22 protein-coding genes and 1 pseudogene are annotated in these 20,104 nt (G+C 70.8%); 15 read left to right on the plus strand and 8 right to left on the minus strand.

The features are described 5' to 3' along the window. The first annotated feature begins 388 nt into the window (after positions 1-388). Positions 389-928 carry a hypothetical protein gene (locus tag AB0M27_RS40705; RefSeq protein WP_365730028.1) on the plus strand — a complete coding sequence of 180 codons (540 nt, stop codon included), beginning with the start codon at positions 389-391 and terminating at the stop codon, positions 926-928. A gap of 372 nt (positions 929-1,300) precedes the next feature. Beyond that, entirely contained in the window at positions 1,301-1,789 is a 489-nt protein-coding gene (locus AB0M27_RS40710) for a hypothetical protein (protein WP_365730029.1), read from the plus strand. Between the two features lie 60 nt (positions 1,790-1,849). Here the strand turns inward: AB0M27_RS40710 and AB0M27_RS40715 are convergent, their stop codons facing one another. Beyond that, positions 1,850-2,548 (minus strand): PH domain-containing protein, encoded by a 699-nt coding sequence (locus tag AB0M27_RS40715; RefSeq protein WP_365730031.1) that lies wholly within the window; start codon positions 2,546-2,548, stop codon positions 1,850-1,852. A 135-nt stretch (positions 2,549-2,683) separates the two neighbouring features. On the opposite strand from AB0M27_RS40715, the gene deoC reads away from it, so the two are divergent. From deoC to AB0M27_RS40730, 3 genes are read left to right on the plus strand one after another with little or no spacing between them, the layout of a single operon-like run. Then, a complete protein-coding gene (gene deoC / locus AB0M27_RS40720; RefSeq protein WP_365730065.1) occupies positions 2,684-3,673 on the plus strand; it encodes a deoxyribose-phosphate aldolase in 990 nt (329 codons plus the stop codon). 6 nt (positions 3,674-3,679) lie between these two features. Further along, positions 3,680-5,110 (plus strand): aldehyde dehydrogenase family protein, encoded by a 1,431-nt coding sequence (locus AB0M27_RS40725; RefSeq protein ID WP_365730033.1) that lies wholly within the window; start codon positions 3,680-3,682, stop codon positions 5,108-5,110. Then, the gene (locus AB0M27_RS40730; protein WP_365730035.1) at positions 5,103-5,987 is read left to right on the plus strand and encodes an aldehyde dehydrogenase family protein; all 885 of its coding nucleotides are present in this window, start codon (positions 5,103-5,105) and stop codon (positions 5,985-5,987) included. The genes AB0M27_RS40725 and AB0M27_RS40730 overlap by 8 nt, the downstream gene beginning before the upstream one ends. Before the next feature lie 89 nt (positions 5,988-6,076). On the opposite strand, the gene AB0M27_RS40735 is transcribed toward AB0M27_RS40730, so the two are convergent. Further along, a complete protein-coding gene (locus AB0M27_RS40735) occupies positions 6,077-6,481 on the minus strand; it encodes a hypothetical protein (protein ID WP_365730037.1) in 405 nt (134 codons plus the stop codon). Positions 6,482-6,641: 160 nt separating this feature from the next. Between AB0M27_RS40735 and AB0M27_RS40740 the strand changes: the two genes are divergently transcribed. Beyond that, a complete protein-coding gene (locus AB0M27_RS40740; RefSeq protein ID WP_365730067.1) occupies positions 6,642-7,244 on the plus strand; it encodes a uridine kinase in 603 nt (200 codons plus the stop codon). A gap of 208 nt (positions 7,245-7,452) precedes the next feature. On the opposite strand, the gene AB0M27_RS40745 is transcribed toward AB0M27_RS40740, so the two are convergent. Further along, positions 7,453-8,193 carry a SigE family RNA polymerase sigma factor gene (locus tag AB0M27_RS40745; protein ID WP_365730039.1) on the minus strand — a complete coding sequence of 247 codons (741 nt, stop codon included), beginning with the start codon at positions 8,191-8,193 and terminating at the stop codon, positions 7,453-7,455. Between the two features lie 240 nt (positions 8,194-8,433). Between AB0M27_RS40745 and afsQ1 the strand changes: the two genes are divergently transcribed. The 5 genes from afsQ1 to AB0M27_RS40770 all read left to right on the plus strand — a co-directional run bounded on the left by afsQ1 (position 8,434) and on the right by AB0M27_RS40770 (position 12,363). Beyond that, complete coding sequence (gene afsQ1, locus AB0M27_RS40750) at positions 8,434-9,111, plus strand: two-component system response regulator AfsQ1 (protein WP_031024517.1); 678 nt, start codon at positions 8,434-8,436, stop codon at positions 9,109-9,111. Next, on the plus strand, positions 9,108-10,712 hold the full coding sequence (locus AB0M27_RS40755; RefSeq protein ID WP_365730041.1) for a HAMP domain-containing sensor histidine kinase: 1,605 nt from the start codon (positions 9,108-9,110) through the stop codon (positions 10,710-10,712). Before afsQ1 ends, AB0M27_RS40755 begins: the two co-directional genes overlap by 4 nt. Then, entirely contained in the window at positions 10,712-11,329 is a 618-nt protein-coding gene (locus tag AB0M27_RS40760) for a hypothetical protein (RefSeq protein ID WP_365730043.1), read from the plus strand. Before AB0M27_RS40755 ends, AB0M27_RS40760 begins: the two co-directional genes overlap by 1 nt. A 157-nt stretch (positions 11,330-11,486) precedes the next feature. Beyond that, positions 11,487-12,050 carry a VanZ family protein gene (locus AB0M27_RS40765; protein ID WP_365730045.1) on the plus strand — a complete coding sequence of 188 codons (564 nt, stop codon included), beginning with the start codon at positions 11,487-11,489 and terminating at the stop codon, positions 12,048-12,050. A gap of 112 nt (positions 12,051-12,162) precedes the next feature. Then, entirely contained in the window at positions 12,163-12,363 is a 201-nt protein-coding gene (locus tag AB0M27_RS40770) for a PspC domain-containing protein (RefSeq protein WP_365730047.1), read from the plus strand. Positions 12,364-12,451: 88 nt separating this feature from the next. Here the strand turns inward: AB0M27_RS40770 and AB0M27_RS40775 are convergent, their stop codons facing one another. After that, positions 12,452-12,820 carry an ATP-binding protein gene (locus AB0M27_RS40775; RefSeq protein ID WP_365730049.1) on the minus strand — a complete coding sequence of 123 codons (369 nt, stop codon included), beginning with the start codon at positions 12,818-12,820 and terminating at the stop codon, positions 12,452-12,454. A gap of 150 nt (positions 12,821-12,970) precedes the next feature. Next, complete coding sequence (locus tag AB0M27_RS40780; RefSeq protein WP_365730051.1) at positions 12,971-14,134, minus strand: adenosine deaminase; 1,164 nt, start codon at positions 14,132-14,134, stop codon at positions 12,971-12,973. Positions 14,135-14,257: 123 nt separating this feature from the next. Here AB0M27_RS40780 and AB0M27_RS40785 point away from each other — a divergent pair, with 123 nt between their 5' ends. After that, on the plus strand, positions 14,258-15,019 hold the full coding sequence (locus AB0M27_RS40785; protein WP_365730052.1) for a prolyl oligopeptidase family serine peptidase: 762 nt from the start codon (positions 14,258-14,260) through the stop codon (positions 15,017-15,019). A 22-nt stretch (positions 15,020-15,041) separates the two neighbouring features. Here the strand turns inward: AB0M27_RS40785 and AB0M27_RS40790 are convergent, their stop codons facing one another. Continuing rightward, positions 15,042-16,004: a LysR family transcriptional regulator gene (locus AB0M27_RS40790; protein WP_365730054.1), complete on the minus strand. Its 963-nt coding sequence runs from the start codon at positions 16,002-16,004 to the stop codon at positions 15,042-15,044. A gap of 62 nt (positions 16,005-16,066) precedes the next feature. On the opposite strand from AB0M27_RS40790, the gene AB0M27_RS40795 reads away from it, so the two are divergent. Next, positions 16,067-17,350: an MFS transporter gene (locus AB0M27_RS40795; protein ID WP_365730056.1), complete on the plus strand. Its 1,284-nt coding sequence runs from the start codon at positions 16,067-16,069 to the stop codon at positions 17,348-17,350. A gap of 158 nt (positions 17,351-17,508) precedes the next feature. Further along, positions 17,509-18,522 (plus strand): sigma-70 family RNA polymerase sigma factor, encoded by a 1,014-nt coding sequence (locus AB0M27_RS40800; protein WP_365730058.1) that lies wholly within the window; start codon positions 17,509-17,511, stop codon positions 18,520-18,522. Here AB0M27_RS40800 and AB0M27_RS40805 read toward each other — a convergent pair. Beyond that, on the minus strand, positions 18,406-18,792 hold the full coding sequence (locus tag AB0M27_RS40805; protein ID WP_365730060.1) for an STAS domain-containing protein: 387 nt from the start codon (positions 18,790-18,792) through the stop codon (positions 18,406-18,408). The two genes, AB0M27_RS40800 and AB0M27_RS40805, sit on opposite strands and share 117 nt — an antisense overlap. A 67-nt stretch (positions 18,793-18,859) precedes the next feature. On the opposite strand from AB0M27_RS40805, the gene AB0M27_RS40810 reads away from it, so the two are divergent. Next, entirely contained in the window at positions 18,860-19,780 is a 921-nt protein-coding gene (locus AB0M27_RS40810; protein ID WP_365730062.1) for an AEC family transporter, read from the plus strand. A 3-nt stretch (positions 19,781-19,783) separates the two neighbouring features. Here the strand turns inward: AB0M27_RS40810 and AB0M27_RS40815 are convergent. Continuing rightward, positions 19,784-19,957 (minus strand): annotated as a pseudogene (locus tag AB0M27_RS40815) (Uma2 family endonuclease); the annotation flags it as partial. Positions 19,958-20,104: the final 147 nt, after the last annotated feature.

Raw genomic sequence — 20,104 nt, forward strand, 5'->3', positions numbered from 1 at the left:
CCACGACTCAACCTGTTCGACCGTCAGCGCATCAGCACACAGTCACATCAACGACACACGACGTTGATCGTCACCCAGATGCGGTTGCAGTACTAACACGACCCGCCTCCGCGGCGGCAGCGACACGCGGCGGCACTCCGCGACACGACGGAAGTGAGCGAGCGTCAGAAGATACTTCATAAGGGCTAATAGTCGGTCAATCTGCTTTTAATTACGTCTACTTGATGAGCCGACGACGACCCCAGGGGGCGGCATGGGGCGCCAAAAATACCTCTATCGGCCCCTCATTCTTGTTGTCTTATATGACTGGTATGACCGGTATGGGTACTTTTACTCACGAGCCGGCTGACGGGCCGGTATCTGTGAAACCGGAGACAGGAGAAGCGCTATGAAGCTCCCCCGTTCCACCGTCGTCACCGCTGGTATCGCGACCGTGTCTGCTCTGGCCGCGTCCGGAATCACCTACGCCTCGGCGGCCTCCGCCACGGCGCCCCAGTCGGCCCCTGCACCCCAGTCCGCTCCGGCCGATCCCGCCACGGCTCCCTTCGGCGGCGAATCCGGACAGGGCAAGGGCAACGAGGGCGGGAACGGAGGCAGGGGCCCGGGGGGCTGGGGGCCGGGGGGCTGGGGCCACGAGGACTGGGGCCGGATCGAGATCAACGAGCGCTCGTACTCCGCCCACCCCGGCGACTGCGTCACCGTGATCAGCGGCCTGGGCGCGAGGAGCCTGAACATCCGCAACGACAGCCACGAGACCGTCGAGGTCTTCCGCGGGGTGGTCTGCGACAACGGCGCCCCCGTCGCCACCGTCGGGCCCCGCAGCTCCGCGGAAGGCGTGCACGTCGGGCACGTCGACGGCATCCACATCAAGGACGGCGTGGTGGCCAGCTTCCGCGTGGTCCGGCACTTCGACGGGGACTGGGACTAGTCCGACGTCGGGTGCGCATGCGGTGCTCCGGCCCGCCGGAATCGGGCCGGAGCACCGGTTCTGACCATTGTCGGACGGCCGACACGCCGGGCGCATCCCGCCAGGACCGGACACCGGGCGCCACACGCCGGGTGTCCGGGCGGCCGTCCTTTCGTCCACGGCCGAACCGCCCGGTGCTGTCCGCCCGGGCGCCGTCCGTCGGTGCCTGTCCCGACACCACGGCCGTCGGCTTCCTTCCCGCCGTTTCCCACCGCCGAACGGGTGAGGTAGCGGCACAAGACGCATGCCGAGGGCCGCTGCCCCCTTTCCCTGGGCGGGACCGGGGGCGCGGCCCAGGAGCAGCCGTATTCGTGACACCGCGAGGTGAGTGAGATGAGTGTGGACACGGTGGAGGACATCAGCGACGACACCTACGTCCTGGACCTCCTCACCATCACGCTGACCCCCGCGCTGCCATGGCTCGGGCACCAGGTCCGCTGCGAGATGGACGGTCATCTGAAGGAGGCCGTCGACCTGACCCGGGTCACCTGCAATGTGATCATGAAGTTCGGTCCGGTGAAGATGCTGGACCGCTGGTATCCGCTGCCCGATCTGCTGGCCCGCATGGGCACGACACTGTCGGGGGACCCCAGGCCCCCCGCCGGGCCTTGGAAGCAGGCGTGGATCCTGCGGCTTCCCGAGACGGTTCCGGTGGCCGAGCACCGGATCCGCCTGCGCGCGCGGACCGGGAACGGAAAGAACTTCTTCGCGCTGGACATCCCCGTGGACTTCCGTCGCAGATTTCATCCGTCCAGGACGAACGGCGGCGGCGGCTCACGCATGTTTCACAGCCAACGCTGCAGCTCGGTGACCCCCCGCTGACGCCGGCCCGTCCCTGCGACCAGGGTCCCGATCATCCCCGCCACGAGGCCCCGGAGAACCTCACCCGGTGACCAGCAGAATCAGCAGCAGCACCGCACCCGCCAGCGCGGGCGCGATCACCTCGTACGCCCAGCGCACGGTGACCTCCCCCTGCGCCGGCTCCGCCTCGCCGCGCCGGTCCAGCAGTTCCCGCAGGTCGTCCATGACCTGGTCGGACTCCGCGCGGGTCGACCCGGATCCCAGGCCGGCGCCGCCGGGGGCTCCGAAGCCACCCATGCCGCCGAATCCGAGGTTCCGGCGCGCCGGCTCCCCTCCGCGCGCCGCCTCCGCCGCTGCCCGGGACTTGCGCATCTCCGCCTTCTTGCGGGCCCGCAGCGAGACGGGGATCGCCCAGAGCTGGTACTTGCCGCCGGACTTCGCGACGACCTCGTTGGAGAAGCCAGAGCGCAGCGAGGCGACCTGGCCCCAGGGCAGGCCGATCGCCCGGAACGGGTTGCGCACCCGCATCCGGTCCTCGCCCGCGAAGACCGCCGGCCGGAGCGTGAAGGCGATCACCAGCGGAACGAGCAGGATCATCGCGGCGAGCGCGAGCCACGGCGTGCGGCCATGGCCCTGGAACAGCGCGTCGAAGCCGAGCCAGCCGACGACGACGAGCAGCAGCACGCCGCCCACGAGCGCCGAGGGCGAGCGGTAGACCCGGTCCCTGGCGGTGGGGACCGGGGGCTGTGGCGCGGGTGACTGGTGGTCGGGGGTGGTCATGGGCCAAGTCTGCATGACACCGTCGGCACTGCCGCCACGCGCCCCGGAACCGGCGCTCAGCTGTGATCTTCGGGCGGGAGACGAGCGCCGGGGCTGTACAGCTGCTACGCGCGTAGATATGCTCGTCTGGTGACCATGCCCACCACTGCACCCCCAGCACAGTCCCCCACAGCTGAACGCGTGGGCGGTACCCCCATCGCTGACGTCACCGCGTCCGACAGCACGCTCCGCCGCTTCCTGCACGGGCTGCCCGGCGTCGACGCGGTCGGCCTGGAGGCGCGAGCCGCGTCTCTCGGCACCCGTTCCATCAAGACCACCGCGAAGGCGTACGCCATCGACCTCGCCATCTCGATGGTCGACCTGACGACGCTGGAAGGCGCGGACACCCCGGGCAAGGTCCGGGCACTCGGCGCCAAGGCGGTCCACCCCGACCCCACGGACCGTACGACCCCGACGACCGCCGCGGTCTGCGTCTACCCGGACATGGTGGCCGTCGCCAAGGAGGCCGTCGCCGGCTCCGGCGTGAAGGTCGCCTCGGTAGCCACCGCGTTCCCGGCCGGCCGTGCCGCCCTCGACGTGAAGCTGGCCGACGTCCGCGAGGCCGTCGCCGCCGGCGCCGACGAGATCGACATGGTCATCGACCGGGGCGCGTTCCTCGCCGGCAAGTACCTGAAGGTGTACGACGAGATCGTCGCCGTGAAGCAGGCCTGTGGCGACAGCGCCCAGCTGAAGGTCATCTTCGAGACCGGCGAGCTGTCGACGTACGACAACATCCGCCGCGCCTCCTGGCTCGGCATGCTCGCGGGCGCCGACTTCATCAAGACCTCGACGGGCAAAGTGGCGGTGAACGCGACGCCCGCCAACACCCTCCTCATGCTGGAGGCCGTACGGGACTTCCGCGCCCAGACCGGCGTCCAGGTCGGCGTGAAGCCCGCCGGCGGCATCCGCACCAGCAAGGACGCGATCAAGTTCCTCGTCCTGGTCAACGAGACCGCGGGCGAGGACTGGCTGGACAACCACTGGTTCCGCTTCGGCGCCTCCTCGCTGCTGAACGACCTGCTGATGCAGCGCCAGAAGCTGGCCACCGGCCGCTACTCCGGCCCCGACTACGTGACGGTGGACTGATCGATCATGGTTTTTGAGTACGCACCCGCGCCCGAGTCCCGCTCCGTCGTCGACATCGCCCCTTCCTACGGCCTGTTCATCGACGGCGAGTTCGTGGACGCGGCCGACGGCAAGGTCTTCAAGACGATCAGCCCCAGCACCGAGGAGGTGCTGTCGGAGGTCGCCCAGGCCGGCGCCGAGGACGTCGACCGTGCCGTCAAGGCCGCCCGCAAGGCCTTCGAGAAGTGGTCGGCGCTGCCCGGCTCCGAGCGCGCGAAGTACCTGTTCCGCATCGCCCGGATCATCCAGGAGCGCAGCCGCGAGCTGGCCGTCCTGGAGACGCTGGACAACGGCAAGCCGATCAAGGAGACGCGGGACGCAGACCTGCCCCTGGTGGCGGCCCACTTTTTCTACTACGCCGGCTGGGCCGACAAGCTCGACCACGCCGGCTTCGGCCCGAACCCGCAGGCGCTCGGCGTCGCCGGCCAGGTCATCCCCTGGAACTTCCCGCTGCTGATGCTGGCCTGGAAGATCGCCCCGGCGCTGGCCACCGGCAACACGGTCGTCCTGAAGCCGGCCGAGACCACGCCGCTGAGCGCGCTGTTCTTCGCTGACATCTGCCGCCAGGCCGGCCTGCCCAAGGGTGTCGTCAACATCCTCCCGGGCTACGGCGACACCGGCGCCGCGCTCGTCGCGCACCCGGACGTCAACAAGGTCGCCTTCACGGGATCGACGGCCGTGGGCAAGGAGATCGCGCGGACCGTCGCCGGCACGCGCAAGAAGCTCACGCTCGAACTGGGCGGCAAGGGCGCCAACATCGTCTTCGACGACGCCCCGATCGACCAGGCCGTCGAGGGCATCGTGACCGGCATCTTCTTCAACCAGGGCCAGGTCTGCTGCGCGGGGTCGCGGCTACTGGTCCAGGAGTCGATCCAGGACGAGCTGCTGGAGTCCCTCAAGCGCAGGCTGTCCACGCTCCGCCTCGGCGACCCGCTGGACAAGAACACCGACATCGGCGCGATCAACTCCGCCGAGCAGCTGGCCCGGATCACCGCGCTCGCCGACCGGGGCGAGGCGGAGGGCGCCGAGCGCTGGTCCCCGGCCTGCGAACTGCCGGCGTCCGGCTACTGGTTCGCCCCGACGCTCTTCACGAACGTCACCCAGGCGCACACCATCGCCCGCGACGAGATCTTCGGCCCGGTGCTGTCGGTCCTCACCTTCCGCACCCCGGACGAGGCGGTCGCCAAGGCCAACAACACGCAGTACGGCCTGTCGGCGGGCATCTGGACCGAGAAGGGCTCGCGCATCCTGGCGGTCGCGAGCAAGCTCCGCGCGGGCGTGATCTGGTCCAACACGTTCAACAAGTTCGACCCGACCTCGCCGTTCGGCGGCTACAAGGAGTCGGGCTTCGGCCGCGAGGGCGGCCGCCACGGCCTGGAGGCGTACCTCGATGTCTGACCGACTGTCTGTCTTCAAGACCTACAAGCTGTACGTCGGCGGGAAGTTCCCGCGTTCCGAGAGCGGCCGGGTGTACGAGGTGACGGACTCGAAGGGCAACTGGCTGGCCAACGCTCCGCAGTCCAGCCGTAAGGACGCCCGTGACGCGGTGGTCGCGGCCCGCAAGGCGTTCGGCGGCTGGTCCGGCGCGACGGCGTACAACCGCGGCCAGATCCTCTACCGCATCGCGGAGATGCTGGAGGGCCGACGCGAGCAGTTCGTGCGCGAGGTGGCGGACGCGGAGGGCCTGTCCAAGGCGAAGGCGACGGGCGTCGTCGACGCGGCCGTCGACCGCTGGGTCTGGTACGCCGGCTGGACCGACAAGATCGCCCAGGTGATCGGCGGCGCGAACCCCGTCGCCGGGCCGTTCTTCAACCTCTCCTCTCCGGAGCCGACCGGCGTGGTGGCCGTCGTGGCCCCGCAGGAGTCGTCGTTCCTGGGCCTGGTGTCGGTGCTCGCGCCGGTGATCGCCACCGGTAACACGGCGGTCGTGATCGCCTCCGAGAAGGCCCCACTGCCCGCGCTGTCCCTGGCCGAGGTGCTGGCCACCTCCGACGTGCCGGGCGGTGTGGTGAACATCCTCTCCGGCCGTACGGCGGAGATCGCGACGCCGCTCGCCGCGCACCAGGACGTCAACGCGATCGACCTCGCGGGCGCGGACGAGGCACTGGCGAAGGAGCTGGAGGTTGCCGCCGCCGACAATCTGAAGCGGGTTCTTCGTCCACAGGTTGTGGATTATGTCGAGACGCCCGGGATCGAGCGGATGACGGCGTTCCTGGAGACGAAGACGGTGTGGCATCCGACGGGGTCGTTGGGCGCGTCGGGGTCTTCTTACTGACAGGGTGCGGGCGGGGAACTGCTGTCGTACGCCGGCCGCGGGTCGTCTGTGGCTTGTCGCGCAGTTCCCCGCGCCCCTGACGGGGCGCCTCAGTGACCCAGTGCTCCAAGGGCCTGGCCCACCACCGGTACCGCCCCCAGTGACTGGGCCTCGGCCACCGGTGCCGTCAGCATTTGTGACGTGGCCGGCTTGAAGTCGGCCAGTTGGGTGCCCACCCCGTTGTTCAGGGGGTCCACGCCCGTGCCCGCCAGGGGGTTGGGCTTGAGGCCGGACACCGGGCCCGTGACATGGCCGACCGAGCCGGTGAGGGCCGCGAGGCCCGCCTTCGGGTCGATGTGACCGAGCGAGGTCGGTCGCCACGGCACCTCCGCGACCGGGGCGGCCGTGTCCGCGTAGGCCGTCGCCGCGCCCGCGCCCAGGGCCGCTCCCGCGGTCGCGAGGGCGATCAGGGCGCGCTGTGCGACGGGGTGCTGAGGGGAGATGTGTCGGGCCATCGCTGGTGCCGCCTTCTGGTGCGCAGGGTAATGGTGTCGGCACGTAGGGTAGTTGAGGCGGGAGTCACGCTCAAAAGCCGACCCGCGGGGTCGGCAGGCGCGCCGCCATACGTCAAACTGGTGTTCCGTGAGCATTCATCCCCCGTCACCCGCCCGCGTCGTGCTGCTGTGCGGCCCCTCGGGCTCGGGCAAGTCACTCGTCGCCGCCCGTTCCGGGCTCCCCGTCCTGCGCCTGGACGACTTCTACAAGGAGGGTGACGACCCGACTCTGCCCTTGGTGGAGGGGAGTTCGGACATCGACTGGGATCATCCCGAGTCGTGGGACGCGGATGTCGCCGTCGGGGCCATCACCCGGCTGTGTGCCGCCGGTTCGACGCCGGTGCCGGTGTACGACATCGCGCAGAGCGCCCGTACCGGCGAGGAGACGCTGCGCATCGGACGTACCCCGCTGTTCATCGCGGAGGGCATCTTCGCGGCGGAGATCGTCGAGCGCTGCCGGGAGCTGGGCGTGCTCGCGGACGCACTGTGCCTGAGCCGCGGACCGGTCGTCACCTTCCGCCGGCGGTTCCTGCGGGACCTGAAGGAGGGGCGCAAGTCGGTGCCGTTCCTGCTGCGCCGAGGCTGGCGGCTGATGCGCGCCGAGCGGTCGATCGTCGCCCGCCAGGTGTCCCTCGGCGCGCATCCCTGTGATCGGGACGAGGCGCTGGGACGGCTCGCGGCAGCGGCGGCGGGGCGGCAGGCGCGGCAGCGGACGGTGGCGTAGGACCCGTACGCAAGACGGTGGCCTGAGCGCCGTACGGAAAACGGAACCTGAGCGCCGTACGGAAAACGGAAACGGGACTGGACTGGCCCCCCGGCCCTCCAGTCCCGCTTCTCGTGCTCCCCCGTTTCCCCCGTGGTTCCTCCCCCGTTTCCCCCTCCGTTTTCCCCCGTGCTTCCCCCGTGGGTCACCCCCCAGTGACCCCTGACCCTCAGGCGACCAGTTCGCCGAAGGCGTTCTCCTCGTCACGGCCGAAGCTGAGGACCTCGTCCTCGCGCAGCCGGCGCAGCGAGCGCCAGATGCTGGACTTCACCGTGCCGACACTGATGTCGAGGATCTCCGCGATCTCCGGGTCCGTACGGCCCTCGTAGTAGCGCAGGACCAGCATGGTGCGCTGGAGCTCGGGCAGCCGGGCCAGCGCCTGCCACAGGACCGCGCGCAGCTCAGTGCCGCGCATCGCGTCCGTGTCGGAGGGCGTCTCCGGCAGTTCCTCGGTCGGGTACTCGTTGAGCTTGCGGCGCCGCCAGGCGCTGATGTGCAGGTTGGTCATGGTGCGGCGGAGGTATCCGCCGACCGCGGCCTTGTCGCTGATCCGGTCCCACGCCTTGTACGTAGAGAACAGCGCGCTCTGCAGCAGGTCCTCGGCCTCGAAGCGGTCGCCGGTCAGGTGGTAGGCGGTGGCGTACAGGGAGGCACGGCGCTCCTGGACGTAGGCGGTGAACTCCGCCTCCGTCAGCGAACGGCGCTGCTCCCCCGAGTCCTCCCCGTACGCGGATCCCCCGTGCGTGTCCCCCGTCTGTGCGTCGACCACCGTCATGTAGGCGGTGTGCTGACGCCCGGTGCCGCGAGCGCACCCCCGCCCGCTCACGGCACCGGACTTCTCGGAACCCCGGTGCACGTCGTGCAGACGCGTGATTACGGCGCTGGTGCTGATGCTGTGCAGCGTGTTCATCTCGCGCTCCCCGTGGTGGACTTCCGGTGGTTCGGTCTCGCCGGGCCGGCTGGTCTGTCCCGCCCTGCCCGTGCCCAAAAGACTGCCGGGGCCACTTCATGGCCGTGTCCGCCGACTGTCACAGACCTGTCACAGGGGCCCGGCCCGGCGTCGTCACAGGAAGTGCACAGGTAGTGGCGGTAGGGAAGGCCTGGTGTCGGCGGGTCGTACGACAGCCCGTCCATGGGCCAGAATGAGCCCGTGCCTTCCCTGTTGCTGATCGAGGACGACGACGCCATCCGTACGGCCCTGGAGCTCTCCCTGACGCGCCAGGGACACCGGGTGGCGACCGCTGCCAGCGGTGAGGACGGTCTGAAGCTGCTGCGCGAGCAGCGGCCGGACCTGATCGTGCTGGACGTGATGCTGCCCGGCATCGACGGCTTCGAGGTGTGCCGTCGCATCCGGCGCACCGACCAGCTGCCGATCATCCTGCTGACCGCGCGGAGTGACGACATCGACGTGGTGGTCGGGCTGGAGTCCGGCGCCGACGACTATGTCGTGAAGCCGGTGCAGGGCCGGGTGCTGGACGCCCGGATCCGGGCGGTGCTGCGGCGCGGGGAGCGCGAGTCCAGCGACTCGGCGACGTTCGGCAGCCTCGTCATCGACCGGTCGGCGATGACCGTGACGAAGAACGGCGAGGATCTGCAGCTGACCCCGACCGAGCTCAGACTGCTGCTGGAGCTGAGCCGGCGGCCCGGTCAGGCGCTGTCCCGGCAGCAGCTGCTGCGGCTGGTGTGGGAGCACGACTACCTCGGTGACTCGCGGCTCGTGGACGCCTGTGTGCAGCGGCTGCGCGCGAAGGTCGAGGACGTGCCGTCGTCCCCGACGCTGATCCGTACCGTACGTGGTGTCGGCTACCGCCTGGACGCGCCTCAGTGACCGACACGCAAGGGGGGCTTCGAGGCTGGGCCGCGGGGCGCACGGGAAGTCTGTCGCGGCTCAGGTTCACCAGCCTCAGGCTGCGCCTGGTCGTCGTCTTCGCGCTGGTGGCGCTGACGGCCGCCGTCTCGGCGTCCGGCATCGCCTACTGGCTGAACCGGGAGGCGGTGCTCACCCGCGCCCAGGACGCGGTGCTGCGCGACTTCCGGCAGGAGATGCAGAACCGCGCGGGCGCGCTGCCGGCGCATCCCACGCAGGACGAACTGCAGCGCGCGGCGGGCCAGATGGCCGCGAGCAGCCAGCACTTCAGCGTGCTGCTGGTCGCCCAGGACGCCGATGGCAAGACGGTGTACGGCAACTCGGGCGGCATCAACGGCTTCTCGCTGGAGGACGTGCCCAAGTCGCTGCGCGCGGCGGTGTACAAGCAGCAGCAGGTGACCGACGCCAACAAGGAGCCGTACCACCTGTACTGGCAGCGGGTCGTGGACCACGGCACGCCGTATCTGGTGGCCGGTTCGCGGGTGATCGGCGGCGGGCCCACGGGCTACATGGCCAAGTCGCTGGAGCCGGAGGCGAAGGACCTCAACTCGCTGGCCTGGTCGCTGGGCATCGCCACCGGGCTCGCGCTGATCGGCGCCGCGCTGCTCGCGCAGGCCGCGGCCACGACCGTGCTGAAGCCGGTGCACCGGCTGGGCGTCGCCGCCCGGCGGCTCGGCGAGGGCAAGCTGGACACGCGGCTGCGGGTGTCGGGGACCGACGAACTCGCCGATCTCTCCCGGACGTTCAACAACGCCGCAGAGGCGCTGGAGAAGCGGGTCGCGGAGATGGCCGCGCGGGATGATGCCTCGCGTCGCTTCGTCGCCGACATGAGCCATGAGCTGCGGACGCCGCTGACCGCCATCACCGCCGTGACGGAGGTGCTGGAGGAGGAGCTGGAGTCCGAGGCCGGCGGCATCGACCCGATGATCGAGCCCGCGGTCCGGCTGGTGGTGAGCGAGACCCGGCGGCTGAACGACCTGGTCGAGAACCTGATGGAGGTCACCCGCTTCGACGCGGGCACCGCCCGGCTGGTCCTGGACGACGTCGACATCGCCGACCAGATCACCGCCTGCATCGACGCCCGGGCCTGGCTGGACGCGGTCGACCTGGACGCCGAGCGCGGCATCCACGCCCGCCTCGACCCGCGCCGGCTGGACGTCATCCTCGCCAACCTGGTCGGCAACGCGCTCAAGCACGGCGGGTCGCCGGTGCGGGTGTCGGTGCGCATAGACGGCGACGACCTGGTCATCGCGGTGCGCGACCACGGGCCGGGCATCCCCGAGGACGTGCTCCCCCACGTCTTCGACCGCTTCTTCAAGGCGAGTGCCTCCCGGCCGCGCTCCGAGGGCAGCGGGCTGGGCCTGTCCATCGCCATGGAGAACGCCCACATCCACGGCGGTGAGATCACCGCCGCCAACTCGCCAGAAGGCGGCGCGGTGTTCACACTGCGGCTGCCGCGGGACGCCTCCCGGCTCACGGAGGAGACCGACGAGGGCGGGAAGACCGACAAGGACGCTTCCGGGAACTCCGGAAGCTCGGGAAGTTCAGGAAAGGAGGGGTGATGACCGTACGACGCCTGACCGTGCGAGGCCTGCTGGCGCTGCCCCTCCTCGGCCTGCTGCTCTCCGGCTGCGGCATCCGGGCCACCCAGGTTCCGACCGACTTCGGGGCGGCGCCGTCCCGGGTGCCCTGCTCGCTGGCCGGTCCGGACCTGGCCAAGCAGTCCGCGCAGGGCCTGCCCGTGCAGGTCTTCCTGCTCTGCGGCGCGTCCCTGGTGACCGTCGACCGGACGGTGCGCGTCCCCGAGGGCACCCCGGACGCGCGGCGCCGGGTGATCGTGGCGCAGGGGCTGCTGGACCAGCTGGCCGCGTCCCCGTCCGCCGCGGAGCGCTCCGCGGGCTATACGACGTACGTGCCGGGCGGCCTCACCGTGCGCGGGCCCGGCCCGAAGGACCCCGAGGACGCGCTCCACCTGAGCACGGCACCGTCCCGTCTCACCTCCTACGCCCTGGCGCAGCTGGTGTGCACCCTCTCCGACTCGGCGGCGACCGAGGGCGACGGCTCGGTCATCCTCGGCGGCCCGGACACCGGGCCCCTGCGCCGCTACGAGTGCACCGACGACGTCCGCGACCGCCCGGGCAGCGTGGAGCCGCCGTCCAGTGAGGCCGCGGCGCGGTAGGCGCACCCGCGTAGCTGCGGGCCGTCGCGCCCTCCACGGCAGGCCCGCACCCGACAGCGAACCGGAACCCCCGCGGCGAAACCCCTTTCCACAGCACAGGGCGACCGGAACGTTGCGGCGCGGAACCGATCGGCACCGGCTCGGCGTCTAGGGGGTCGTGCAGCGTCAAGGCTCCATCGGCGGCAGCGCCGCGATCCATGTCCGGGTGACAGGGGGTGTCCTCCTCGTCGCCCACCTCGCCCTCGTCGCCTGGCTGATGCTGCGACCCCTGAACGTCCCCTGGGTGACGCCCCCCAACCTGCACCCGCTCGTCGGCATACGGGCCGACCTGACCCTGGGCTGGCCGCAGGCCGCCAGACGCATCGGCGAGGGCCTGGCCCTGCTCGCCCCGCTGGGCGTGCTGCTGCCGATGGCGCACGGCAGGCTCGCCGGCTCCCCGCTCTCCTCCCTGATCCGTACGACCGCCGCGGGCGCCCTCGTCTCCACCGGCATAGCCCTGCTGCAGACCGGCGTGCCCGGCAGGGTCGTGGACGTCGACTCGCTGCTGCTGAACACCGCGGGCGTCGCCCTGGCCCACCTGGCCGTCGTACCGGCGGGCCGCGCCCGGCTGCGGCGCCGGGACACGCGACCGGACGCCGGGGCGGAGCAGTCCGTCGCCGTGCAGGAGGGGCAGCCTCAGGGTCGTACCCCGACGATTCCCAGGGTCGGGATCGCCCCGTAGAGCGACGCTTCGCCCGCTTCGTCTCCCTACCGTGGAAGACAGTTGAGGGACGCCACCGGGGCGGCCCCGACCCCGGCTCGACGAGCGAGCCGACGACCACGGAGGAGTCGCCATGTCCGCCCTTGCCCGCCCCACCCACGACCGCGTGATCGGCGGAGTGTGCGCCGCGCTGGCACGGCGCTTCGGCACCTCCGCGACGACGATGCGGATGATCTTCCTGCTCTCCTGCCTGCTGCCGGGCCCGCAGTTCCTGCTCTACATAGCGCTGTGGATCCTGCTGCCCGCCGAGGACAAGACGCGCACCGCCTGGTGAGAGCGGACAGGACGCGTGAACGCCGCTGGGGCGCCCCCGGACAGTTCCGGGGCGCCCCAGCGGCGTCGTACGACCGTCGGCGTCGGCGTCAGCCGAGCGGGATCCCGTTCACCGGCACACCGTGCGTGGGCAGGCCCGTGTTGTGCAGCGGCAGCCCGCCGAGCAGCCCGGCGACCGGCGCGGTCGGGCCCTTGGCGAGCACGTTCTGGACGGCCGGCTGCGCGGCGGCCATCCCGGCACCTACGGCACCCTGCCCCTGGGTGAGCGCCTGGGTGGCGCCCGGCAGCGCCTTGGAGACGTTCTCGGCCGGCAGCGTCCTGGTGACGGAGTCCAGGGCCCTGGTGGCCTGGGAGGCGTCGGGGACGGCCGGGGCCGCGTTGGCCGCGCCCGCGCCGACGGCGGCGAAGGCGGCACCGAGGGCGGCGACACCGAGGGTCTTGGCAGCAGACTGCTTCATGGTGAATGCGTCCTTGAATGCGGAGACGGAGATCACGAACGATCCGAGCGGTCCACGACCGTAAACATGCCGGGCCGCCCGCCGCAAACACCGAAATGCGGACGGCTTGTGAAAGCGCGTCCGCATTCCGTGCCGGAGTTCGGGGTGCGACTAGCCCTCCGAATCGGCGGAACCGCTGGTGGAGGCCGTCTGCCGGAACAGCCATTCGGATTTCAGTTCTGCATATCCAGGCTTGACGACGTCATTGATCATGGCGAGTCGTTCATCGAAAGGAATGAACGCTGATTTCATCGCATTGACGGAGAACCACTGCAGGTCGTCGAGCGTATAGCCGAACGCATCGACGAGATGCTCGAATTCCTGGCTCATGCTGGTGTGCGACATCAGCCGGTTGTCGGTGTTCACGGTGGCCCGGAAGTGCAGCCTGCGCAACAGCCCGATCGGGTGCTCGGCATAGGAGGGCACCGCCCCGGTCTGCAGGTTGGAGCTGGGGCACAGCTCCAGCGGGATTCGCTTGTCACGGACGTACGACGCCAGGCGGCCGAGGCTGACGGAGCCGTCCTCGTGGATCTCGATGTCGTCGATGATCCGCACGCCGTGCCCGAGCCGGTCGGCGCCGCACCACTGCAGCGCCTGCCAGATGGACGGCAGCCCGAAGGCCTCGCCGGCGTGGATGGTGAAGTGGTTGTTCTCGCGCTTGAGGTACTCGAAGGCGTCCAGGTGCCGAGTGGGCGGGTAGCCGGCCTCGGCGCCCGCGATGTCGAAGCCGACGACTCCGGAGTCCCGGTAGCGGTTGGCGAGTTCGGCGATCTCCAGGGAGCGGGCGGCATGCCGCATGGCGGTCAGCAGGGCGCCGACCCGGATCCGCCGGCCGTTCTCCCGGGCGAGCCGCTCGCCCTGCCGGAACCCCTCGTTGACGGCCTCGACCACCTCCTCCAGGGTGAGCCCGCGCTCCAGGTGCTGCTCGGGGGCGTAGCGCACCTCGGCGTAGACGACCCCGTCCTCCGCGAGGTCCTCAGCGCACTCGCGGGCGACCCGGACGAGCGCCTCCCGCGTCTGCATCACGCCGACGGTGTGCTTGAAGGTCTCCAGATACCGTTCCAGCGAGCCGGAGTCGGCGGCCTCGCGGAACCAGATGCCCAGCTTGTCCGGATCGGTCTCGGGAAGCTCCGAGTAACCGGTCTCCTGGGCGAGTCCGACGACGGTTCCGGGGCGGAGCCCGCCGTCGAGATGGTCGTGCAGCAGAACCTTGGGCGCCCGGCGGATCTGGTCCGGCGTCGGAAGCGTCCCGGTCGGTGCGGTCTGGCTCGTCATTTCCGCACTGTAACGCCTACGCGCGTAGAGCACCGGGAATCGGCGACATCGCTTTTCCGCCGATACGCAAAGGTGACCCCACGTACGGGTTTCGTACACCGCTCCTTCTGACACTGTTCTGCCATGGGACAGCAAGCGACGCCGGCCCGAACGGCCAGGCTCGGAAAGGCAGTCGGCCCGGAGCCGACGGCGGTGTGCGCAGCGGTGGTGCTGCTCCCCGGCGGGGAGGAGGTCTCCGACCGCGGGCCATCCCTCGTCCGGGCGGCGACCGCGTTGCGCTCGCTGGGCCGACGGTTCGCTCGCGCGGGGCGGGAGGAGGGGTTGGCCGTCCATACCGTCCACTACCGGTACCGGGGCTGGAACGGCAGCGAGGCGCATCTGGCGGCGGACGCGGAATGGGCGGCCGACGAGGTCGTACGACGGTACGGGGATGTTCCCGTGTGTCTGGTCGGAATGGACATGGGCGGCCGGGCGGCGCTGCGGGCCGGGGGCCACGAGGCCGTCAACTCCGTTGTCGCACTGGCGCCTTGGCTGCCGGAGGACGACGTCGCCGCGCCTGCCGAGCCGGTGAAGCAGCTCGTGGGGCGGCGGGTGCTGATCGTGCACGGCACGAACGACGAGCGGACCGATCCCGAGCTGTCGTTCCGGTTCGCCGCGCGGGCGAAGAAGGTGAACCGGGAGGTGTGCCGGTTCGAAGTCCACTCCGATGGGCACGGGCTGCACGGGCATCGGGACGAAGTGGCCTGGCTGGCCGTCGACTTCATGAAGGGGGCGCTGTTCGGGCACTGCGTGTCCCGCCCTGTCGAGGATGCGCTCGCCGCTCCGCCGCCGATCGGGCTTCGGATGCCGTTGGCCGCGGGGTTCGGTAAGTCGTTGAAGCGATAGAGCCCCTTCGGGCCGGCGCCGCTCAGGTTGGCAGCAAGTTGCCCCTTCTCGAGAGCAGGAACTTCTTGAAGGCGGCCACCGGGGGTGTGTCCGGGCGGTCGGCCAGCCAGGCGACGCCGATCTCCCGTACCGCTCTCGGTGCCGTGACCGTCAGTTCCACAACCCCTGGCCTGGGGACGGTCGGCGGTGGCAGGAGGGCGACCCCCAGTCCAGCGGCCACCAAACCCCTCAGGGTCTCCGCCTCCTCCCCCTCGAAGGCGACCCTCGGGCGGAAACCGGCCTCTCGGCACAGGGAGTCGAACATGCGGCGGAGGCCGTAGCCGGGTTCCAGGGTGACCCATGATTCGTCGGCGGCCTCGGCGAGACGGATGCGGCGGCGGGTGGCCAGGCGGTGGTCGGCGGGGACGACCAGCCGGAGTTTCTGCTCGTCCACGCGACGGGCGACCAGGTCGGGGGCGTCGGGGACCGGTGAGGTGAGGCAGAGGTCCAGTTCGCCGGCGCGCAGGCGTTCCAGCATCGCCTCGCCGTAGTTCTGGACCAGGCTGAAGCGGACGCGCGGGTGGTCCTCGCGGAAGGCGTGCAGAAGGCCGGGTACGGTCTCGGCGCCCATGGTGTGCAGGAAGCCGAAGGCGACCTTGCCGGTGGCCGGGTCGGCGTCGGCGCGCACCTCCTCGGCGGCCCGCTCGATCTCGGCGAGGGCGCGTTCGACGGAGGTGAGGAAGGTGCGGCCGGCGGGGGTCAGGGAGACCGTGCGGCCGTGCCGGGCGAACAGGTCGACGCCCAGGTCCTGCTCCAGGCGGACCATCGCGCGGGAGAGGGTGGACTGGGGGACGTTCATCTCGTGGGCGGCGCGCGTGACGTGCTCGGTGCGGGCCACACCGGCGAAGTATGCGAGGCGGGGCGCCAGCACCCTCGACATCGCGGACATGTCTTCTGTGTCACTGTACGGTGACAGGCGGGGCTGTGAGCTCTGCTGATGCGGCATGGGAACGATTATGACGATTCCATGCATTGGACGGATGAGACGGGCCTACCTACGGTCGAGGTATGTCTCCCGCCAGTACCAGGGCGTCCACCACCGTGGGCGCCGAAGCGACCGTCCCCGTCTCCGGCACCTCCGCCTCCGACTCCCTTATGACTCCGGGCGGGCCCGGCTACCGCCGGATGAGCCTCGCCCTCTTCCTCGCCGGAGTGGCGACCTTCGCTCTTCTGTACTCCACGCAGGCCCTGCTGCCGCTGATCTCCGGCGAGTTCGGGGTCGCGGCGAGCGAGGCGAGCTGGACCGTGGCGGCGGCGACCGGCGGACTGGCCCTGTTCGTCCTGCCGATGAGCGCCCTGTCCGAGCGCTTCGGCCGCCGTGCGGTGATGACGGGCTCGCTGGCCGTGGCGGTGACCGTGGGGCTGCTGGTGCCGTTCGCGCCGTCGCTCGGTGTGCTGGTGGTGCTGCGGGCGGTGCAGGGTGCGGCGCTGGCCGGTCTGCCGGCCTCGGCGCAGGCCTATCTGGCCGAGGAGGTCCGGCCGAAGGCGCTGGTCACGGCGATCGGCCTGTTCGTGGCGGGCAACAGCGTGGGCGGCATGAGCGGCCGGGTGATCACCGGCTGGGTGGCCCAGGAGTGGGGCTGGCGGGTGGCCGTCGGTGTGATCGGCGTGATCGCCGTCGCGTGCGCGGTCGCCTTCCGGCTGCTGCTGCCGGCGCCGAGGCACTTCACGGCCGGTTCGCTGCGGCCCCGGATCCTGCTCGGCACGGTCCGCGACCACCTCGCGAACCCGCTGCTGCGGCGGCTGTACGCGATCGGCGCGCTGTTCATGACGGTGTTCGGCGGCGTGTACACGGTGATCGGCTACCGGCTGACGGGTGCGCCGTTCGGGTTGCCGCAGGGCATCATCGGCTCGATCTTCCTGGTCTACCTGGTGGGTACGGTGTCGGCGTCCACGGCGGGCCGGCTGGTGGGCCGGCTCGGCCGCCGGGGCGCGCTGTACCTGGCGGGCGGTACGACCGCCGCGGGCCTGCTGCTGTCGCTGGCTCCCGTGCTGCCGCTGGTCCTGCTGGGCCTGGTGCTGATCACGGCGGGATTCTTCGCCGGTCACGCGGTCGCCTCCTCGGCGGTCAGCAGGACGGCCACCCAGGGCCGCGCCCAGGCCTCGGCGCTGTACCAGTCCATGTACTACATCGGCTCCAGCGTCGGCAGCACGGTCGGCGCGACGGCGTTCCACGCGGCGGGGTGGAGCGGCACGGTGGAGGTCGGCCTGCTCGCGGTCGTCGGGGTCGTCACCATCACGGTGCTCGGTTCCGTGGCGGCCCGGCGAACCGTCGTGGCCCACGCGCACTGAGGCGCCCCGGAGGGGGGCGCGGGGCCGGTTCTCCGGTGCACCATCCCTCACCTGCACGTTTCCCGACTCCGGACGCCATTGTCAGTGCCCTGCGGTAGCTTCCAAGTGCTGGGGCGCAAGGAAGCGCCGCGGGGAACGGCCACAGGGGTGGGTGGACGATGGGCGACAGCACGGCGACGGCGGACCTGGACGTCGCACTGGAGAAGCACCGGACCGAGCTGACCGGGTACTGCTACCGGATGCTGGGTTCCTCCTTCGAGGCGGAGGACGCGGTGCAGGACACCCTGGTGCGGGCCTGGCGGAGCTACGACAAGTTCGAGGGCCGCTCCAGCTTGCGCTCGTGGCTGTACCGGATCGCGACGAACGTGTGCCTGGACATGCTGACGGCGGGCAACAAGAGGGCGAGACCGATGGACCTGACGGAGTCGACCCCGCTCGCGCAGGCCGCGCTCTCCCCCCGCCCGGACCACACCTGGCTGGAGCCGATGCCGGACGCGCGCGTGCTGCCCACGGTCGACGATCCGGCGGAGGCCGCCGTGGCCAAGGAGTCGGTCCGGCTGGCCTTCATGGCGGCCCTCCAGCAACTGCCCCCCAAGCAGCGGGCGGTGCTGATCCTGCGCGAGGTGCTGGCCTGGAAGGCGAGCGAGGTCGCCGAGCTGCTGGACACCTCGGTCGCCTCGGTCAACAGCGCGCTGCAGCGGGCGCGGGCCACGCTCGCGGAGCGCGCGGACGCGAACCCCGAGGGCGCGGTGTCCGATCCTCTCGACGAGGAGCAGCAGAAACTGCTGGAGCGCTATGTCCAAGCCTTCGAGGGCTATGACATGACGGCGTTGACGGCGTTGCTGCACGAGGACGCCATCATGACGATGCCGCCGTTCGACCTGTGGCTGCGCGGCCCGGCCGACATCACCGGTTTCATGACGACGCTCGGTTCCTCCTGTGCCGGCTCCCGGCTGCTGCCGGTGCAGGTCAACGGCCTGCCGGGGTTCGCGCACTACAAACCGGACGAGGAGAAGGGCGGCTTCGCTCCCTGGGCCGTACAGGTGCTGGAGCTGTCAGAGGGCCGGATCACCGGTTTCCACTGCTTCCTCGACACCAAGCGCTGGTTCCCGATCTTCGGCCTCCCCCTCCACCTGGAAGCGGAGCCCGACGAGGTCGAGAAGGGCGTGTAGCGCGGGATCGGGGTCCCGCAGCCGGATTTGCCCGCCGGCCCGGCGGGCGGCGAGCTCCAGCCGCGCCAGCAGGTCCACGACGGCCAGGCCCGGGGGCCCGAGCCCGCCCACGTCGCACACGACGACACGGGCCCCCCTGCCCGCCAGCAGCATCCGCACCTGGGCACACAGCGCCGCCACCTCGTCCCGGGTGACGGGGCCGGGCAGCACGAGCACGGCGGGTTCCTTGGCATCCACGTGCGGTAGACCGGCGGGCCGGGCGGAACTCATCGGTAAGGATCACCGTCGGCACAGATCACATTGACCAGTTCCCTCTCCGCCTCGGAGGGTTGGTCGGGTGACAGGGGTGCTGAGCGGGTTCGCGGTGATCGCGGTCGTCATCGGGGTGGGCTATGTGCTCGGTCGGCGCGGGACGCTCGGGGCGCAGGGCGGCGAGGTGCTGACCCGGCTGGCCTTCACGGTGGCGGGCCCCGCGCTCCTCTTCACGACCCTCGCGCGCGCCGACCTGTCGGTGCTGTTCTCGGCTCGCCTGCTGGTGACGGCGCTGAGCACGGCGGCGGTCGCCGGGACGTTCGCCGTGCTCGGCACGGTACGCCGCTGGGGCGTGGGCCGTACGACCATCGGCGCCCTGTGCTCCGGTTACGTGAACTCGGGCAACCTCGGTATCCCGATCGCGGCGTACGTCCTGGGCGACGCGTCCCTGGTGGCGCCGGTACTGCTCTTCCAGGTGGTCCTGGTGACCCCGGTCGCGCTGACGATCCTGGACCTGTCCGGCATGGGCGAGAAGGGCACACTGTGGCGGCGCCTGCTGACGCCGCTGCGGAATCCGATAGCGGTGGGCTCGCTGTCCGGGGTCGCGGTCTCGGCGGCGGGCTGGACGATCCCGAGCCCCCTTCTGAACCCCCTCACCCTGATCGGCGGCATGTCCGTCCCGGCGGCCCTGCTGGCCTTCGGCATGTCACTGCACGGCAGTTCGGCCCCCGGCCGGGGCCGGGACCGTCAACTGGTCCTGTTGTCCGTGGCGTTGAAGTCCCTGGGCCAGCCGCTGACGGCGTGGGCGCTGGCGACGACGGTCTTCGACCTCCGCGGCGCCCCGCTGCTGGACGTGGTGGTGACCTCGGCCCTCCCGGCCGCGCAGAACCTCTTCACCTACGCCAGCCGCTACCGCGTGGCCGAGGGCCTGGCCCGCGAGTCGATCCTGCTGTCGACCGTTGTGTCGGTGCCGGTGTTGGTGGGGGTGGCGGCGGTGTTGGGTTGAGCGTTAATCAACTGGGAATTCGCCGGTGTCGATCGTGAGGTCGAACGGCGGCGGCAGCTCAATGGGATCGCCGAACTTCACTGCAGGCAAAACGCGGTACACCTCGGCTGTCGACTCACCGTAGAGCGTCACCGTAGGACCACCTGGGGCCCATCGGTCGACGAGGAGGTAGAGCGGTGGTTCCAGTGCGTTCTTGACGCGGGCCTGGCGGACCCGGTCACGGATGACTGGCATGGTGGCTTCATACTGCCCCTCCTGCTGTGAGTGCTGTGGTTTTGACGTGCGATTTCACGGTTCGGGCGGCGAGTTGGAGGCAGATTTCCT

The sequence above is a fragment of the Streptomyces sp. NPDC052107 genome, assembly GCF_040680215.1.
Classification (GTDB): Bacteria; Actinomycetota; Actinomycetes; order Streptomycetales; family Streptomycetaceae; genus Streptomyces.

What these genes read in the sequence shown, in the direction of transcription:
- AB0M27_RS40705 (WP_365730028.1), top strand. Translation starts at nt 389, where the DNA reads ATGAAGCTCCCCCGTTCCACCGTCGTCACCGCTGGTATCGCGACCGTG.
- AB0M27_RS40710 (WP_365730029.1), top strand. Translation starts at nt 1,301, where the DNA reads ATGAGTGTGGACACGGTGGAGGACATCAGCGACGACACCTACGTCCTG.
- AB0M27_RS40715 (WP_365730031.1), bottom strand. Translation starts at nt 2,548, where the DNA reads ATGACCACCCCCGACCACCAGTCACCCGCGCCACAGCCCCCGGTCCCC.
- deoC (WP_365730065.1), top strand. Translation starts at nt 2,684, where the DNA reads ATGCCCACCACTGCACCCCCAGCACAGTCCCCCACAGCTGAACGCGTG.
- AB0M27_RS40725 (WP_365730033.1), top strand. Translation starts at nt 3,680, where the DNA reads ATGGTTTTTGAGTACGCACCCGCGCCCGAGTCCCGCTCCGTCGTCGAC.
- AB0M27_RS40730 (WP_365730035.1), top strand. Translation starts at nt 5,103, where the DNA reads ATGTCTGACCGACTGTCTGTCTTCAAGACCTACAAGCTGTACGTCGGC.
- AB0M27_RS40735 (WP_365730037.1), bottom strand. Translation starts at nt 6,481, where the DNA reads ATGGCCCGACACATCTCCCCTCAGCACCCCGTCGCACAGCGCGCCCTG.
- AB0M27_RS40745 (WP_365730039.1), bottom strand. Translation starts at nt 8,193, where the DNA reads ATGAACACGCTGCACAGCATCAGCACCAGCGCCGTAATCACGCGTCTG.
- AB0M27_RS40760 (WP_365730043.1), top strand. Translation starts at nt 10,712, where the DNA reads ATGACCGTACGACGCCTGACCGTGCGAGGCCTGCTGGCGCTGCCCCTC.
- AB0M27_RS40770 (WP_365730047.1), top strand. Translation starts at nt 12,163, where the DNA reads ATGTCCGCCCTTGCCCGCCCCACCCACGACCGCGTGATCGGCGGAGTG.
- AB0M27_RS40775 (WP_365730049.1), bottom strand. Translation starts at nt 12,820, where the DNA reads ATGAAGCAGTCTGCTGCCAAGACCCTCGGTGTCGCCGCCCTCGGTGCC.
- AB0M27_RS40780 (WP_365730051.1), bottom strand. Translation starts at nt 14,134, where the DNA reads ATGACGAGCCAGACCGCACCGACCGGGACGCTTCCGACGCCGGACCAG.
- AB0M27_RS40785 (WP_365730052.1), top strand. Translation starts at nt 14,258, where the DNA reads ATGGGACAGCAAGCGACGCCGGCCCGAACGGCCAGGCTCGGAAAGGCA.
- AB0M27_RS40790 (WP_365730054.1), bottom strand. Translation starts at nt 16,004, where the DNA reads ATGCCGCATCAGCAGAGCTCACAGCCCCGCCTGTCACCGTACAGTGAC.
- AB0M27_RS40795 (WP_365730056.1), top strand. Translation starts at nt 16,067, where the DNA reads ATGTCTCCCGCCAGTACCAGGGCGTCCACCACCGTGGGCGCCGAAGCG.
- AB0M27_RS40800 (WP_365730058.1), top strand. Translation starts at nt 17,509, where the DNA reads ATGGGCGACAGCACGGCGACGGCGGACCTGGACGTCGCACTGGAGAAG.
- AB0M27_RS40805 (WP_365730060.1), bottom strand. Translation starts at nt 18,792, where the DNA reads ATGAGTTCCGCCCGGCCCGCCGGTCTACCGCACGTGGATGCCAAGGAA.